The sequence below is a fragment of the Nostoc sp. NMS2 genome, from assembly GCF_017115105.1.
Lineage (GTDB): Bacteria > Cyanobacteriota > Cyanobacteriia > Cyanobacteriales > Nostocaceae > Nostoc.
The window spans coordinates 14564-28062 of sequence record NZ_JABXKH010000131.1 but is presented as its reverse complement, the minus strand read 5'-3'; the positions used below and the strand labels follow the sequence as shown (position 1 = coordinate 28062).

Annotated in this window: 15 protein-coding genes and 2 pseudogenes; 8 read left to right on the top strand and 9 right to left on the bottom strand. The window is 39.9% G+C overall.

Annotation, left to right across the window (positions count from 1 at the left end; translation table 11 throughout):
• The first annotated feature begins 59 nt into the window (after positions 1–59).
• Together HWQ36_RS22970 and HWQ36_RS22965 are read left to right on the top strand one after the other, a co-directional pair.
• On the top strand, positions 60–620 hold the full coding sequence (locus HWQ36_RS22970; RefSeq protein WP_292706746.1) for a metalloregulator ArsR/SmtB family transcription factor: 561 nt from the start codon (positions 60–62) through the stop codon (positions 618–620).
• Between the two features lie 43 nt (positions 621–663).
• Positions 664–1254 (top strand): Uma2 family endonuclease, encoded by a 591-nt coding sequence (locus tag HWQ36_RS22965; RefSeq protein ID WP_292706745.1) that lies wholly within the window; start codon positions 664–666, stop codon positions 1252–1254.
• A gap of 173 nt (positions 1255–1427) precedes the next feature.
• Here the strand turns inward: HWQ36_RS22965 and HWQ36_RS22960 are convergent.
• From HWQ36_RS22960 to HWQ36_RS22940, 5 genes and pseudogenes are all read right to left on the bottom strand, one after another.
• Positions 1428–1563: pseudogene (locus HWQ36_RS22960) on the bottom strand (ABC transporter ATP-binding protein); the annotation flags it as partial.
• Complete coding sequence (locus tag HWQ36_RS22955) at positions 1563–1787, bottom strand: type II toxin-antitoxin system HicB family antitoxin (RefSeq protein WP_292706743.1); 225 nt, start codon at positions 1785–1787, stop codon at positions 1563–1565. The gene HWQ36_RS22955 and the pseudogene HWQ36_RS22960, both read right to left, overlap by 1 nt.
• Positions 1784–2015, bottom strand: a pseudogene (locus tag HWQ36_RS22950) (type II toxin-antitoxin system HicA family toxin). Before HWQ36_RS22950 ends, HWQ36_RS22955 begins: the two are co-directional and overlap by 4 nt.
• Before the next feature lie 11 nt (positions 2016–2026).
• Positions 2027–2809, bottom strand: a complete 783-nt coding sequence (locus HWQ36_RS22945) for an ABC transporter ATP-binding protein (protein WP_292706742.1) — start codon at positions 2807–2809, stop codon at positions 2027–2029.
• Positions 2799–3932 carry a branched-chain amino acid ABC transporter permease gene (locus HWQ36_RS22940; protein ID WP_292706740.1) on the bottom strand — a complete coding sequence of 378 codons (1134 nt, stop codon included), beginning with the start codon at positions 3930–3932 and terminating at the stop codon, positions 2799–2801. The genes HWQ36_RS22945 and HWQ36_RS22940 overlap by 11 nt, the downstream gene beginning before the upstream one ends.
• Positions 3933–4137: 205 nt before the next feature.
• Between HWQ36_RS22940 and HWQ36_RS22935 the strand changes: the two genes are divergently transcribed.
• The 3 genes from HWQ36_RS22935 to HWQ36_RS22925 all read left to right on the top strand — a co-directional run bounded on the left by HWQ36_RS22935 (position 4138) and on the right by HWQ36_RS22925 (position 6618).
• Complete coding sequence (locus HWQ36_RS22935; RefSeq protein WP_292706739.1) at positions 4138–4335, top strand: hypothetical protein; 198 nt, start codon at positions 4138–4140, stop codon at positions 4333–4335.
• 161 nt (positions 4336–4496) lie between these two features.
• On the top strand, positions 4497–4754 hold the full coding sequence (locus HWQ36_RS22930; protein ID WP_292706738.1) for a cytotoxic translational repressor of toxin-antitoxin stability system: 258 nt from the start codon (positions 4497–4499) through the stop codon (positions 4752–4754).
• A 277-nt stretch (positions 4755–5031) separates the two neighbouring features.
• Positions 5032–6618 carry a glucose-6-phosphate isomerase gene (locus tag HWQ36_RS22925; RefSeq protein WP_292706737.1) on the top strand — a complete coding sequence of 529 codons (1587 nt, stop codon included), beginning with the start codon at positions 5032–5034 and terminating at the stop codon, positions 6616–6618.
• 267 nt (positions 6619–6885) lie between these two features.
• Here HWQ36_RS22925 and HWQ36_RS22920 read toward each other — a convergent pair whose 3' ends face one another.
• Positions 6886–7548 (bottom strand): Nif11-like leader peptide family natural product precursor, encoded by a 663-nt coding sequence (locus HWQ36_RS22920; RefSeq protein ID WP_292706736.1) that lies wholly within the window; start codon positions 7546–7548, stop codon positions 6886–6888.
• Positions 7549–7820: 272 nt separating this feature from the next.
• Here HWQ36_RS22920 and HWQ36_RS22915 point away from each other — a divergent pair, with 272 nt between their 5' ends.
• Positions 7821–8138: a hypothetical protein gene (locus HWQ36_RS22915; RefSeq protein WP_292706734.1), complete on the top strand. Its 318-nt coding sequence runs from the start codon at positions 7821–7823 to the stop codon at positions 8136–8138.
• Positions 8135–8497: an aspartyl protease gene (locus tag HWQ36_RS22910; RefSeq protein WP_292706733.1), complete on the top strand. Its 363-nt coding sequence runs from the start codon at positions 8135–8137 to the stop codon at positions 8495–8497. The genes HWQ36_RS22915 and HWQ36_RS22910 overlap by 4 nt, the downstream gene beginning before the upstream one ends.
• 106 nt (positions 8498–8603) lie before the next feature.
• Here HWQ36_RS22910 and HWQ36_RS22905 read toward each other — a convergent pair whose 3' ends face one another.
• Genes HWQ36_RS22905 through HWQ36_RS22895 form a run of 3 tightly spaced genes read right to left on the bottom strand, consistent with a single transcriptional unit; the run spans position 8604 to position 12633 of the window.
• On the bottom strand, positions 8604–10019 hold the full coding sequence (locus HWQ36_RS22905) for a DUF1802 family protein (RefSeq protein ID WP_292706731.1): 1416 nt from the start codon (positions 10017–10019) through the stop codon (positions 8604–8606).
• 10 nt (positions 10020–10029) lie between these two features.
• Positions 10030–11946: a hypothetical protein gene (locus HWQ36_RS22900; RefSeq protein WP_292706729.1), complete on the bottom strand. Its 1917-nt coding sequence runs from the start codon at positions 11944–11946 to the stop codon at positions 10030–10032.
• A 39-nt stretch (positions 11947–11985) separates the two neighbouring features.
• Positions 11986–12633, bottom strand: coding sequence for a hypothetical protein (locus tag HWQ36_RS22895; RefSeq protein WP_292706727.1), 648 nt, complete (start codon positions 12631–12633; stop codon positions 11986–11988).
• Positions 12634–12971: 338 nt separating this feature from the next.
• Here HWQ36_RS22895 and HWQ36_RS22890 point away from each other — a divergent pair, with 338 nt between their 5' ends.
• Positions 12972–13466: a hypothetical protein gene (locus HWQ36_RS22890; protein WP_292706725.1), complete on the top strand. Its 495-nt coding sequence runs from the start codon at positions 12972–12974 to the stop codon at positions 13464–13466.
• The last annotated feature ends 33 nt before the right edge of the window (positions 13467–13499 follow it).

Sequence of the window (13499 nt, the reverse complement as noted above, 5' to 3'; positions counted from 1 at the left end):
TCTTAGCTTTTCAATTAGATATACTTCTAATTAGATAGATGTCTAATTAGAAGTTAGTTATGCAACCAGAGCAATTTACCATCTTACTGCGCTTTTTCAAGGCATTAGCGGATGATAGCCGATTGAAGATTGTAGGTATCCTAGCAAATCAGGAGTGCAGCGTCGAAGAATTGGCGGTACTACTGCAACTCAAGGAACCGACGGTATCGCATCATTTAGCGAAACTTAAAGAGCTAAATTTGGTGACAATGCGCCCTGAAGGTAATAGCCGTCTATATAAATTGGATAGTGAGGCTTTGCAAAGCATTAGCAAGGAAATTTTTACACCTGAGAAAATAGCATCTTTGATTGAGGATGTAGATACTGAAGCTTGGGAAAGCAAAGTGTTGAAAAACTATTTCGAGGGCGAATACCTCAAGGAAATTCCCGCTAGTCGCAAAAAGCGTCTAGTTATTCTCAAGTGGTTGGTAAACCAGTTTGATATAGGAGTCAACTATCCTGAACGCCTAGTAAATGACATTCTCAAACGCTACCATCCTGATTGCGCCACCCTGAGACGGGAGTTAATTGGCTATCAGTTAATGCAGCGAGAGAATGGGGTTTATTGGCGTACAACATAGATATGAAGGATGAATAAACTGCAAAATCATAGGTTGTATTTTTATGCAATTAGAAACACAAAAATTATATTACACACCTGAAGAGTATTTAGAAATTGAAGAAAAGGCAGAATATAAAAGCGAATACCGTGATGGAGAAATTGTACCGATGACGGGTGGCACTACAAATCATAATAAAATTGCGTTGAATTTAGCTGCATCCTTAAAAATTGCTTTAAGGCGTAAAAATTATGATGTTTATATTGGTGATGTGCGTTTATGGATACCCCGTTATCGGCAGCATACATATCCTGATGTGATGGTGATTGAGGGACAACCTATTTATACAGGAACCAGCACAACAACGGTTATGAACCCGATGTTAATTGCTGAAGTTTTATCTAAATCGACTAAAAATTATGACCAAGGCGATAAGTTTCTTTATTATCGCTCTATTCCCGAATTCAAGGAATATATTTTAATTGACCAATATCAGTATCACGTGATGCAGTATGTAAAAACTGCGGAAAGTCAATGGTCATTTACTGAACTTGAACATGAATCTGCAACTTTATCACTGCAAACAGTTGATTATCAAATTGAATTGCGCGACCTTTATGAGCAAGTCAATTTTGCAGAAAATAACGAAGATTAAAATAATTCGTAATTCGTAATTAGGACTAGCCTTTTCAAGGTGACTTGTAAAATAAGATTGTTTTTTCTCAGCGTTCTCTGTGCCTCTGCGGTTTAAAAAAATTAATTAATTTAACCACAGAGACGCAGAGAACACAGAGTAAATACAAAGACATAATCATCCGGTCTTGACGATTACATTTGAATTTCTGCGGGTGTACCGTCAGCTAAATTCTGTCCTTCGGCAATTACCCAAACGCGATCGCACAAGAATATAATGACATCCATAATATAGAAATGTCAGATGTTTTTGGTAGTTAAAGGTGACAATTAAGCCACTTTTAAAGACTTTCCTAATGTTTGTGGATCTGGTAAAGGCTGACCATCTTCTAAGTACGATTCGATTAACATTTCTAAAACTTCCTGAGCATTTTTTAAAGCCTCCTCATAAGTGTCTCCATCAGTACAAGGCTGCATAATATCTGGGAAATCAGGTAATGAAACTACATAACATTCATCTTCATTTGACCATTGAATTAATATGGTATATTTCATGCTTCTGGTTCCTCTTGTTCGTCAGTTTCTATCTTATTTAATTCTTCAAGTGCTTCATTAACCTGCTTTTCTAAATATAGTTTAGCGTCACTACCATCTTTACCAGCAATGATAATAGCTTTAGATAATTTTGGATGTATCCATTTGCTATGACTTCCCTTTGCCGATTTATTAAGTAAACCCCGATCGCAGTAATAAACTTTTCAGTTCTCTAATTTTCTTGGGCATTTCATATAAGTTTATTTTCCCAAATAAGCTTCTAGAACTTTGGGATTAGTTTGAATTTCTGCGGGTGTACCGTCAGCTAAATTCTGCCCTTCGGCAAGTACCCAAACGCGATCGCACAAGGACATCACGACATCCATATTGTGTTCGATAATTAAGAAGGTCATCCCGTCTTGGCGGTTCCAAGTGATAATGCGATTGCAAATATCATCAATCAACCTCGGATTCACCCCAGCAGCTGGTTCATCCAACAAAATTAACTTGGGATTAGTCATCAGCGCCCGTCCCATTTCCAGCAGCTTCCGTTGTCCACCAGACAAGCAACCAGCATAATCGTTTGCTTTTTTTGCCAAGCCCACCGATTCTAATAAGAACATTGCCCGCTCTTGGAGTTGCTTTTCTTCCTTAGCGACAACGTGCGGTTGCAACTGCACCTGCCAAAAATTTTCACCAGTTTGTTTTTGCGCCGCCAGCAGCATATTTTCTAACACCGACAACCGCGAGAGAGTCCGCGCAACCTGAAAGGTGCGGATTACTCCCTGTTGGGCAATTTGATATGGTTGCAAATTGTGAATGGGTTCACCATCAAAAATTACTCGTCCTTTATCTGGGCGGATGAAATTTGAGAGTAAGTTAAATAAAGTGGTTTTACCAGCACCATTGGGGCCAATTAAGCCCGTAATGCTGCCTTTTGCAACTTCGATTTTCGCCTCATTAACTGCTTTGACACCACCAAAGCTTTTAGAAAGTCCAGTGGCTACCAAAAGGGGAAGCGGGGATGAATAGTTATTTACCAAGGGTGAGTTCCTCCTTTTTCCCTAGAATACCTTGAGGTCGCCAAATCATCAGTACCATCAAAATTAGTCCGATTACCATGATCCGAAATGCACCCAAACGGGCTTCATCAAGGGGGACGATTCTAGGTAAGACTTCTCGTGTTAGCGCGTCGTAAGCAAAGAAAATTACCGCACCTAAGATTGTGCCAACGTTATTTCCAGAACCGCCTAAAATCACCATAATCCAAGTATCAAAGGTGATTTGCGGTTGAAAATTATCGGGGTAAATAGCGCTGAGTTGCCAAGCGAAGAAAGCACCAGCGATACCTGCGATCGCACCCCCTAACATGAGAGATTGTAATTTATACCAAAAAACATTTTTTCCCAGTGCCTTGGGAATTTCTTCATCTTCACGGATGGCTTTGAGAATTCTACCCCAAGGCGATCGCACCAAAATTTCTAAGCGCCAGTATACAAATGCTAAAACCAACAGCAACACCAGCATCAAACCCGCTTTTGGGTTGTAATTATACAGTCCAATTACCCCAGAAATATAAATTGCTGTTGCCAAAACTGCTAATACAATTCCCACAGCCAAGCGCGACACAAATTCTTGTTTGTTAGTTGTCCTTTTGCCTAAATCAGTAGTCCGAGATATTTGAGTAGTACGAATCCATTGCCATAAGGTAAAGAAAGTTACAGCAGCTAATAGCGTTAACAACCCAATCATTAGTAATCTGACAAACAAATTCGGCTCTGTGGATAGGGGTATAGGATAACTTTGCACACCAAACGCTCCAGAAACCCAGGTATCACCCACAGGTAATTCCTGATTATTTACCACCAAACGAATTAATTCACCCGTACCGATAGTGACAATTCCTAGATAATCTTCCCGTAAGCGGAGAGTTGCAAAACCAATTATCAAACCCAACAAGGCGGCGACAATTGCCCCAGCCATTGCTGATATCAATAGGGGTACGCCTTTTAAGCTTAATAATACGGTTGTATATGCTCCCAGGGTCATGAAAGCAATGTGACCAAAGTTAATTAACCCTGTAAAGCCCCACTGTAAATTGAGTCCCAAACCGAATAGAGCAAAAAGTGCTGTAGAAATTGCTAAGAAAATTAGATAGTCAACCATATTAAATAGTTATTTGGGAATTGGGAATGGGGCATTGGGAATTGGGCATGGTTATTTTCCTTGTCCCCCTGCTCTCTGCCCCTCTGCCCTCAACGCTTGGCGAATAAATTTTAGCGTAGCTTGAGCATAGTGCTATATTGCCGTTAACCTTTGCTAATTTTGTGGGAATACTATTTAGTGTTGGGTTGTAGGTAAAAATTGGCCTATGAATTTGCTGCGACTGAGAATGCATCACTTAATCGAGCAGTTAGCCGATGACGATTTGCAAAGAATTTGGGACGTTCTCGAAGCTTTACATTGTGACTTTTATATGCTTAAAGCGATACAACAAGTTAAGCGATCGCAGCAACCGTGGGATATCTTAACCCATGAAGAAGCGGTACGACTGTTGATGTTTTTCTGATTCAGCAGCGCTTTCGAGCTAGTATAGTTTGGCGTAAATAGGCCACTCTTATGAAATGTCTAAAACCCTTACGCAATGGTAATTACGAATTACGAATTACGAATTACGCGAAGCGGTACTAGTGCCAGTGGCCCCTCAAGTTTTGGTTAAGGTAACGCCTAGTGAGTCTAGAAATGCGCTATGCAAGGTCTTTTTTGCTAGACCTGAAAAATTTAGAACCTGCTGCTTACGAGCGGGTGCATGATTTTGTCTTTATTGAGTTAGCCCAAAAGTGGCAACTGAGCGATCTAAGAGAACTACGACAGCTTGATGGTGAAGGCATTTTTCACCGCTTCACCCTCGATAATTACCTAATTGGTATAGAAATCAGAGGTGAAATTGTGAAATTTCTGCGTGTCATTCCTATGCCAGATGTTTAAAGTGAAGAGTTAACCAATTTTGGATTGACCCCGACCACAAAGGTACGGGGCTTGAGGATTTTGCATTTTGGATTGTTCCACCCACGTTCGCGGTATCTTGTAGAAAAGTGCAAGGCATGAACCGAAATAATTTTTAATCTAAAATCTAAAATCTAAAATCTAAAATTGGCAGGGTTAACCGAACACTTAAAACTGTAAACTGTATAAGGCTAGGCAGGGATCGCTATAACCTTACATTAAACTGGTTTTTGAAAAACACTTTATTTGAGATTTCCCTATGGATGCTAGGGCACTTTGGCAACGATACCAAAACTGGTTATATTTCCACGAGGGATTGGGACTGTACTTAGACATAAGTCGGATGCGGTTCGATGATGCCTTCGTGGAATCGTTGCAGCCGAAGTTTGACAAGGCGTTTGCGGATATGGCTGAACTGGAGAAGGGTGCGATCGCAAATCCTGACGAGAATCGCATGGTTGGACACTACTGGCTGCGAAATCCTGATTTAGCGCCAACTCCAGAACTTACACAAGAAATCGTCCAAACCCTAGAACAAATCGAAGCTTTTGCGGAAAAAGTCCAAACAGGTGCTATTCATCCTCCCAGAGCAAGCCGCTTTACGGATATTATCTCCATTGGCATTGGTGGTTCCGCCCTCGGCCCCCAATTCGTCGCAGAAGCCCTTGCTCCTGATTTCCCGCCCCTGAAAATTCACTTTATCGACAACAACGATCCGGCAGGTATCGATCACGTCATCAATCACCTACGAAATAGCCTCGCCAGCACTTTGGTATTGGTGATTTCCAAATCTGGAGGAACGCCGGAACCCCGCAACGGCATGATTGAAGTTAAAAAAGCTTACGCCGGACACAATTTGGAATTTGCTCAATATGCAGTAGCAATTACCAGCGTTGACAGCAACCTCGATAAACTAGCCAAAGATGAAGGTTGGCTAGCCAGATTTCCCATGTATGACTGGGTAGGAGGGCGCACCTCAGAAATGTCTGCTGTCGGGCTAGTACCAGCCGCTTTACAGGGCATTGATGTCCGCGCCATGTTAGATGGTGCAAAAGAAATGGATGACGCTACCCGCGTCCCAGATGTGAAAAATAACCCAGCAGCAATGCTTGCTTTATCTTGGTACTTTGCTGGCAATGGCAAGGGTGAAAAAGATATGGTTGTCCTACCTTACAAGGACAGCTTATTTTTATTCAGTCGCTATTTGCAACAGCTGGTGATGGAATCTTTGGGCAAGGAAAAAGACTTAGACGGTAACGTTGTCCATCAAGGTATCGCCGTTTATGGCAATAAAGGCTCAACAGATCAACATGCTTACGTCCAGCAGTTGCGTGAGGGTGTAGCAAATTTCTTTGCTACCTTCGTTGAAGTGTTGGAAGATCGTCAGGGCCCATCCACTGAAATAGATCCGGGAGTTACATCAGGCGATTATCTTTCCGGTTTTCTCCAAGGAACCCGACAAGCGCTTTATGAAAATCACCGCGATTCGATTACAGTCACCATTGCCCAAGTTAACTCCCGAACTGTAGGGGCATTAATAGCTTTGTATGAACGTGCTGTTGGTTTATACGCTAGCTTAGTTAACGTCAATGCCTACCATCAGCCAGGGGTAGAAGCTGGCAAAAAAGCTGCCGCCTCCATTCTCGATTTGCAAACACGAGTGGTAGCAGTTCTACAAAAAGAAAAAACTCCCCTTTCCCTTGAAGAACTCGCCGAAAAAGCAGGTGCATCAGAGCAAGTTGAGGCAATTTATAAGATTTTGCGTCATATCTATGCCAATCAGCGAGGCGTGGTTTTGCAAGGCGATCTTCAGAAACCCGGTAGTTTAACAGTTTCTGCTAGCTGATAGCTCTAGTCTACATATCATATTTTGTCCCTAATTGTTGTATCAGCAACAATTTTTTATTGTGAAGCATCCTAGATATAAGTTTTATCTTCCGTCTAGGATGCTTCTGTATAATTCGTAATTCGTAATTCGTAATTCGTAATGATGTATATAGCAATCTGTGCAGGAGTTATGAACAAAAAGATCCCCGACTTCTTGAAGAAGTTGGGGATCTAAGCCTCTGCGTGTGGCTGCGTCTAAATTCCATTTATAAAACTTAATTACGAATTACGAATTACTACTTACTAATAGGCGTTGATTAAAATAGCTCTTGGGTAGGAAACAGCGATCGAGTAAAAAAGGATTGTTGGTATCTCCAGATAATAAATTAACTGGCTTCTCTCGATGACAAAATGGTGGCACAATTCCCCAGTCTTCTGCTAGCCAAATCCAGTAGCCTATGTCAATTCTGCCATAGTTTGAACCTGTGAGAATCTCCCCAACACTGTTGTTGATAGATACTATTTCTGGCGATGATTTGATTTCAATTAACAGCCAAGCTAACTCTTCTACAGAAAAGGAATAGCCATTATCAGCAGCTATGTTAACGAACTGCTGCGGATCTTTAGCAATGAGCAATTCTTCTTTGAGAGATGGCGTTTTTTGTGCAAAATCAAAAAGATCCCAAATCTGTCTTCTTGTAACTAGAAACCACGCTAGTTCTTCTGCCGTCAAATTGTAACCATTTTCTGTTGCTAACTTGAGAAACGGCTCAAGGCTATCGGTTTCTGCTAGTTGGCTTTTTAATTGGAAAGTTTGCTCTACTAGTAACAAAAAATCAATAATCTTTTGCCATGTAACTTTATCAAATTTTTTGTTAAGTTTTATTTTTTCTTTCCAAAAAATATATTTATCTTCTTTAAGAAAGAAATTCCAAATTTGATAATACATGGGTCATCTCACCTAAGTCTTAAACTTGGTACGGATTGGCTATCAATGAATACCAGTGTAGTAAGTATAATGTGTTTCTTCGACAGTACTAAATCTCTTATCTCATGTAAATGAAGTTACACAGTGGCTAAGTATAAAATTTCTGTAAAGTTTGTCACCATAAATAAAACATACTGAGTAAAATAGCGATACCTGGGGTGAGTTGTGCGATCGCTCTTTATTGCTTCCCATAAAATAAAGTTAAGGCAGCATCAATAAGTAGGATCAATGCTATGACTGAATCAACTGCAAAACAACCTGCCCGTCGGGGTAGAATTTTTCCTGAACGGACTTTACCACCAGAAGAACTTGCTAGACGCAAAGCTGAAGATGAAGTATTTTATCGGCGTTGTCGGGCAATTTTTGAGCGTGTGCGTCCTGATTTGATTAAGGAACATTATGGCTGGTATATTGCAGTGGAGCCAGATAGTGGTGATTACTTAATTGATGCGGATAAAATGCAAGCTCATAAAAAATCCCTTGAAAAATACCCAAATAGTAGACATTGTGTATTCTGCCTAAATGAAACGGGAACAACTGGCACAATATGATTGAGGGTAACTTTGGGGATAGCGGGCAACTTTTTTTTGAAATTGATTTAATCACATCTGATGGATTAAACTTGCCTGTGGATGCCATGTTAGATACTGGTTTCACAGGCTTTGTGGCTATTAATAAACAAGATTTAGAATGTCTTGATTGGGCTTACATCGGTGAAGAACCTTTGCAAACTGCTAAGGGAGAATCAAGATTTGATATTTATTTCGGTACGGTGATATTAAACGAACATGAGTATGAAATTAATGTTTATGTGGGTGATGAAATTACGGAAGTATTGTTAGGTTCAGAGTGGCTAAAAATTTTGCCGTTGGTGGTGAATTATCAAGCTGGTACATTGACTTTGGGATAACTGCGATACCTACGGCTGTCTACGGCTACACACTTCAGTTATTTTTAAACGAACCACAGAGGCGCAGAGAACACAGAGGGAAGAAAAGAGATATATTGTATTATTTTTAGTTAATAGGTAAATCGCGGAGAAAGTAAAAGCGATCGCTCTTCCAATCACTGCTTTTTATTCGTCCTAAATAGCCTGTTAATGGTGAGGAAAGTTCAATCAGTAAATCGTGAACTACTTCATCATTTAGCATGGGGTTTAGCTTCGGGTTATGAGTAGCATTGTAATGAACACGAATTTCTGTAACTGTGACACTCTGATGTGTCATTTTTGAAGTTTCGTTATCTTGTTCAGAGAGTTCTTTGACTGCTGTGAGAACCTGCGATCGCAACCTTATAGATTGTTCAACTTTATCAATATAAGTATTAATTTTATCTTCAGCTAAACCAAAAGGAGCTTGTTGTAAATACTCTTTTAGTTCTAACAAATTGATAGAATTTTTGTAGTGTGCTTGCAGTTCAACTAGTTTTTGCAGTGTTTCAGGACGAATTACATTCATTTGATTATTTATAGTAGTTAGGAGGGCATCAGGAGTTAATTCACCAGCAGCCACAATTATCTTGAGACAACTATCATATTTTTCTTGAAGATGATTTTTGCCTAGTTGTATTAATTGTCCCGGTGTTTTACTGGGAACATTTTCACTTTTGGTAGCTTTACATTCTCCTACTACTGGATAAGGATACTCACAATAAAAATCTACGCCTCCGGCGCCTCCTAATTTTTCAGGGTCTAGGTTTGCTTTAGGATTAGTGTTAGAACAAGAAAATCCTAGTTTTATCAAACTTCTACGAACTAGCCTCTCAAATTCATTACCATCACTAGAATTTCCTACATCAGCAATCTTCTTAATCCAGATTAAATCTGAATCAAATCTTTGATTAGAGTGATTACTACTCCAACCGAAAAATACTTGAATATCATGATCTAATTGTTTCGCTGCTGGTTGGCTAATGGTTAGAGATGCGATCGCACTCTGCAATTCTTCCAATTCAGGGTGTAGCGGGGGTTCTAGCTTTTCTAATTGGCGTTTGCGTTGGGCGAAAGTGCGATCAGTTAACACTGGCTTTTCTTCAGAAACCGTTAGAGAATTAGGTAAACTAACAAATTTTCCTAGCTTTTCGTGAATGTTGGGATTGACTGATATTTCTTGTAACAGAGGTAACTGATAGACACGCAAGTAAGCCAGGAAAAGATACTGTTGTTTTTGTAGTATCTCTTTTAATACTTTTGGTGTCCATATTGTTAACTTAGACAAAATATCTAATGGCTTAGTCTCGTCTAAAATTTGGCAAAGTTCACATTTAGCCCAAGCTTTAATTGAAACTGAAGAGTCAGCAGGATAAAGTGCAAATCTTTGCCCAGGACGAATAAACATCCTGGGTAAAGCTGCAATTGTACGTCCCTGTATTAAGGCTTCAATATCAGGGACGGGTAAACACAGTGCTGTTGGAATCGAAAACTGCTGATTCATTTCTAATTAACTATAAATTTAGTTCGACGTAATCGGCAGTACTAACACTTTTAGGAATACTAATCGGTAATCCATCATCAGTTAAATTAGTAGGTTCTTGCCCAGAAGGAGCGCTGAGAATTTCTCGAATCAAAGGATTGTTGATTGCTAGTTTCTTTTGCTCAATAAAATCAAATATCTGTTTTTCTGTCACTTCGTAACTCTCTCTGTTATACCAAACAAAACAGATAGCTAAAAGAGGTTTAATGTCTTGGCTTTGCAAGCTTACCCATTCTCCACCCTTTTTCTGCAACAGTATTTTTAAATGCTTTCTAGCTAATATTGCTTTTGGACTAATTATCTTTGAACGCACCAAGCAACCGCGAGTTAGGTCAAATGTTTTGTAATCAATTAGTCTTCCCAATGCAGCACCTATAACCGTGTAGTCTTGCTGAACTACATCTACTCCAATCCTCACTTTTCTCTTGTTACCGATAATTTTGAAATCCATAAAGCCATTATTTGCTGCACTAGGCTCTACTTCTTCAATTGATTCAATTGTTACTCCCTCTACAGTTTTACCTATTAAATTATTGAAAGCAAGCAAAAGAGCATCAGTAATTGTTGCTTCTTCTTCCATTAATGAATTAATAGAAGCCTCAACATTTGCTAATTCATTATCGAAGTATGCTTTAACTGAATGGATTGTTGTAGATGTCCATGCACTTGTAGTATTCCTAGTGCTTTTTGTGGAATTTATAGGCTCATCAATAATATGCTTATTAGGTACAAAATTCTCTGCACACCATTTCAAAACTGACCTAACTGTAGGTCTACTCTTACCAAGTTCTCTGAGTTTAGTTTCATCAAATGGGTAGAGAGGATGAGGTGGGGTTTGTTGATGTTCTTCATAAAAATCTTGTAACCATTGACTCACTAGAGCAACGATATCATCAGAATTGAGAAAGCTTAATTTTATAGGCTGTCTGTCAGCTTGATCACTTACTAATCTATCTATAACTGCTTCAGCTTCTGGTAAAGCCTTGATTTGGTCTTCCCAGGTACGAGGATACATTGCCAACAGTAAAACACCTTGTTTAAGACTGTTATATAAATCCTTAACTAAGCTTGCAATAACTTGCGCTGCTAAAAATCCGTTATCAGCAGTATCTGCAATATCTAATTCGTCAAAACAAATCACTGGAACTCGATAATTACTAGTGATATCTAGAATTTGACGAACAGTGCTTAATGCTTCAGCTTCCCTATCCTCATTTTTAGGATTTGGTAATCCCATCTCTTCAGCTTGTGATTGTGCTAATTCCAAACCAGATAACCAATAGCTTGCATAATTAATATGATCGGAAGAAAGTGTCCACAAAATTGCTGTCACTATATAAGAGTTGGTTATTTCAGGCTTGACTTTCAGAACACTTGTTGTCAAATGAGCTATCGCCTTAGTTGAGTGTTGGCTTAACCAACCTGGATACATATTAATATATTGTTGTGGCGTATAAGTCCATTGCTTTGCTTCGTTAATTAAAGCTGCTGCAATTTCCTGCCATTGCATTATTTTTTGACTACCAAAAGCTCTAAGACTAGAGGCGACACTTTGCAGAAACAGAGACTTAATTTGATTTAAGTTATCATACTTGCTCATGTAGATAAATAAGCTACTATCTTCTGTCTGCAATTGGTGGCGAATCCGACTAATAATATGGCTTTTACCTAAGCCTTTTTCTGCTGTAATTGTGATACCTACAGTTTCACGTTTTCCTTTACGGACTTGATCAACAGCATCAAAAACTGCATTGGAAGCGTGAGCATTAATTGAAGGCATATCAGGAAAACTTTTACCCCAGATTTGTTGCGGTCTGACCACAATATGGCCTGCAAAAGGGTTTTGATTTCTAATCAGATCATCAATGGTAGATTTGGTAACAGTCATAAGTGTTGTGAGGTTAATATCTGAAGAGTCAAATAAGGTTTAAGGTTTCAGGCGTGTGGCATAGCAACGTAATCCATCTAATTCTGTAGCTACCGAATCTTCAATTTTGTCGGGTGCGCTGTCTTCTACACTCCCGCCTTGCAGTTGCAAAATGTCGTCGGCTTGCATTTCCAATAGCCAGTCATTAAACTCTGTACGACTAACCCGATCGCCAATTCCTCTTCTAATGCGGTAAATTGGCACTAGATTATTAAAGTTGTACTCATAGTTCAGCTTGTCGTAGACTTCCAACGCCACTGACTTAAACTCGTCGTAAGATCCGATCGCACCCTTCCCATTAACCAGTACATCTGCACTAACTACCGCAATATCTATCTGACTAATCCATTTCACCAGCGCATTTGCCGCCCAAGTTCCGACAATCGTTCCTTCAAATTTAAAATCGCCACTTCTCAAACCCTCACCCAATACCTCTAAACCCTTGGGAGATGTCAGAGAGTATCCCTTTTTGGAGATTGCGATCGCACCCTGATTCTGCAATTCTTCAAATGAACCCTGATAATCTGCTACCTTCTGGCTTTTGGATACAATTCGCTTGGTAAGTTGACCCTTTTTAACTTCCTGCTGCGTTCCTCCCAAATCCCACAAAGCCAAAAGGAGACGAGTGCTAGTATTTTTTGATGTCATATTGAGTGTACTTTTTGACAAAGATCAGCATAGTAACTGTATCTTTCTAATTTATTTACCCAAAAAAAATAACCGAGGAATTGCTGAATATTTCGGCGTTTCAGCTAAATAGATTAATCAAAAATCAACAATATATTTCCTTGGGATGAATGCAGTTTCTCTCAAAGGCAGGATGAAAGACTTGAGAAAATGGCTGATCATGACAGTTAAACGCTGTAGCTGTGCAGTTACAAATCGAGTGGTATCTGTTATTTCAATCCCAGGTGAAATAACAGCAATTCCAATTTGGTTTTTACAACAGCAAGGCTCTTAGCAAATACAGGTGATGACGAAATCCGATGAACACAATATTTAAAGAACGTAAAATAGTTTCGCGTCTATTTGCAGTGCTGCTTTCAGGATTGCTAATGGTACCCTTGCTGAGTAGCTGCGGAGGCGGTTCCCGAAACGCTTCAGTTCCACCACCAGTTGATGATAGTGTTGGTAGAACAGTGAGCGATCGCAACTCTACAAACCAACCCGAAGCCAAGAAGGGATTAGGTACAGGGCAAAAAGTGGCACTTTTGGCAGGCGCTGCGGCACTTTACTATATGTACAACCAGCATAAGAATGCTCCCCAAGAAGGAGCGCAAGGTAAGTACTATCTTTCCAAGAATGGGCGTGTATACTACCGCGATGCTGAACATCGCGCTCACTGGGTAACTCCACCCACACAAGGAATTCGAGTACCGGAATCTGAAGCACAACAATATCGCCAATTCCAAGGCTATAACCGGAGTTCTACAGGTCGCGATCTCACTGGCATAACTTCATCCGCAGCACCGGCACTCTAGATCAGCGAAGCGTGTGTAAATAAGAAAGCGGGT

Coding starts and splice junctions, on each gene's coding strand:
- HWQ36_RS22970 (WP_292706746.1), top strand. CDS start 60: ATGCAACCAGAGCAATTTACCATCTTACTGCGCTTTTTCAAGGCATTA.
- HWQ36_RS22955 (WP_292706743.1), bottom strand. CDS start 1,787: ATGAAATATACCATATTAATTCAATGGTCAAATGAAGATGAATGTTAT.
- HWQ36_RS22890 (WP_292706725.1), top strand. CDS start 12,972: ATGAACACAATATTTAAAGAACGTAAAATAGTTTCGCGTCTATTTGCA.
- HWQ36_RS22920 (WP_292706736.1), bottom strand. CDS start 7,548: ATGTATTATCAAATTTGGAATTTCTTTCTTAAAGAAGATAAATATATT.
- HWQ36_RS22925 (WP_292706737.1), top strand. CDS start 5,032: ATGGATGCTAGGGCACTTTGGCAACGATACCAAAACTGGTTATATTTC.
- HWQ36_RS22965 (WP_292706745.1), top strand. CDS start 664: ATGCAATTAGAAACACAAAAATTATATTACACACCTGAAGAGTATTTA.
- HWQ36_RS22935 (WP_292706739.1), top strand. CDS start 4,138: ATGAATTTGCTGCGACTGAGAATGCATCACTTAATCGAGCAGTTAGCC.
- HWQ36_RS22895 (WP_292706727.1), bottom strand. CDS start 12,633: ATGACATCAAAAAATACTAGCACTCGTCTCCTTTTGGCTTTGTGGGAT.
- HWQ36_RS22900 (WP_292706729.1), bottom strand. CDS start 11,946: ATGACTGTTACCAAATCTACCATTGATGATCTGATTAGAAATCAAAAC.
- HWQ36_RS22940 (WP_292706740.1), bottom strand. CDS start 3,932: ATGGTTGACTATCTAATTTTCTTAGCAATTTCTACAGCACTTTTTGCT.
- HWQ36_RS22910 (WP_292706733.1), top strand. CDS start 8,135: ATGATTGAGGGTAACTTTGGGGATAGCGGGCAACTTTTTTTTGAAATT.
- HWQ36_RS22905 (WP_292706731.1), bottom strand. CDS start 10,019: ATGAATCAGCAGTTTTCGATTCCAACAGCACTGTGTTTACCCGTCCCT.
- HWQ36_RS22915 (WP_292706734.1), top strand. CDS start 7,821: ATGACTGAATCAACTGCAAAACAACCTGCCCGTCGGGGTAGAATTTTT.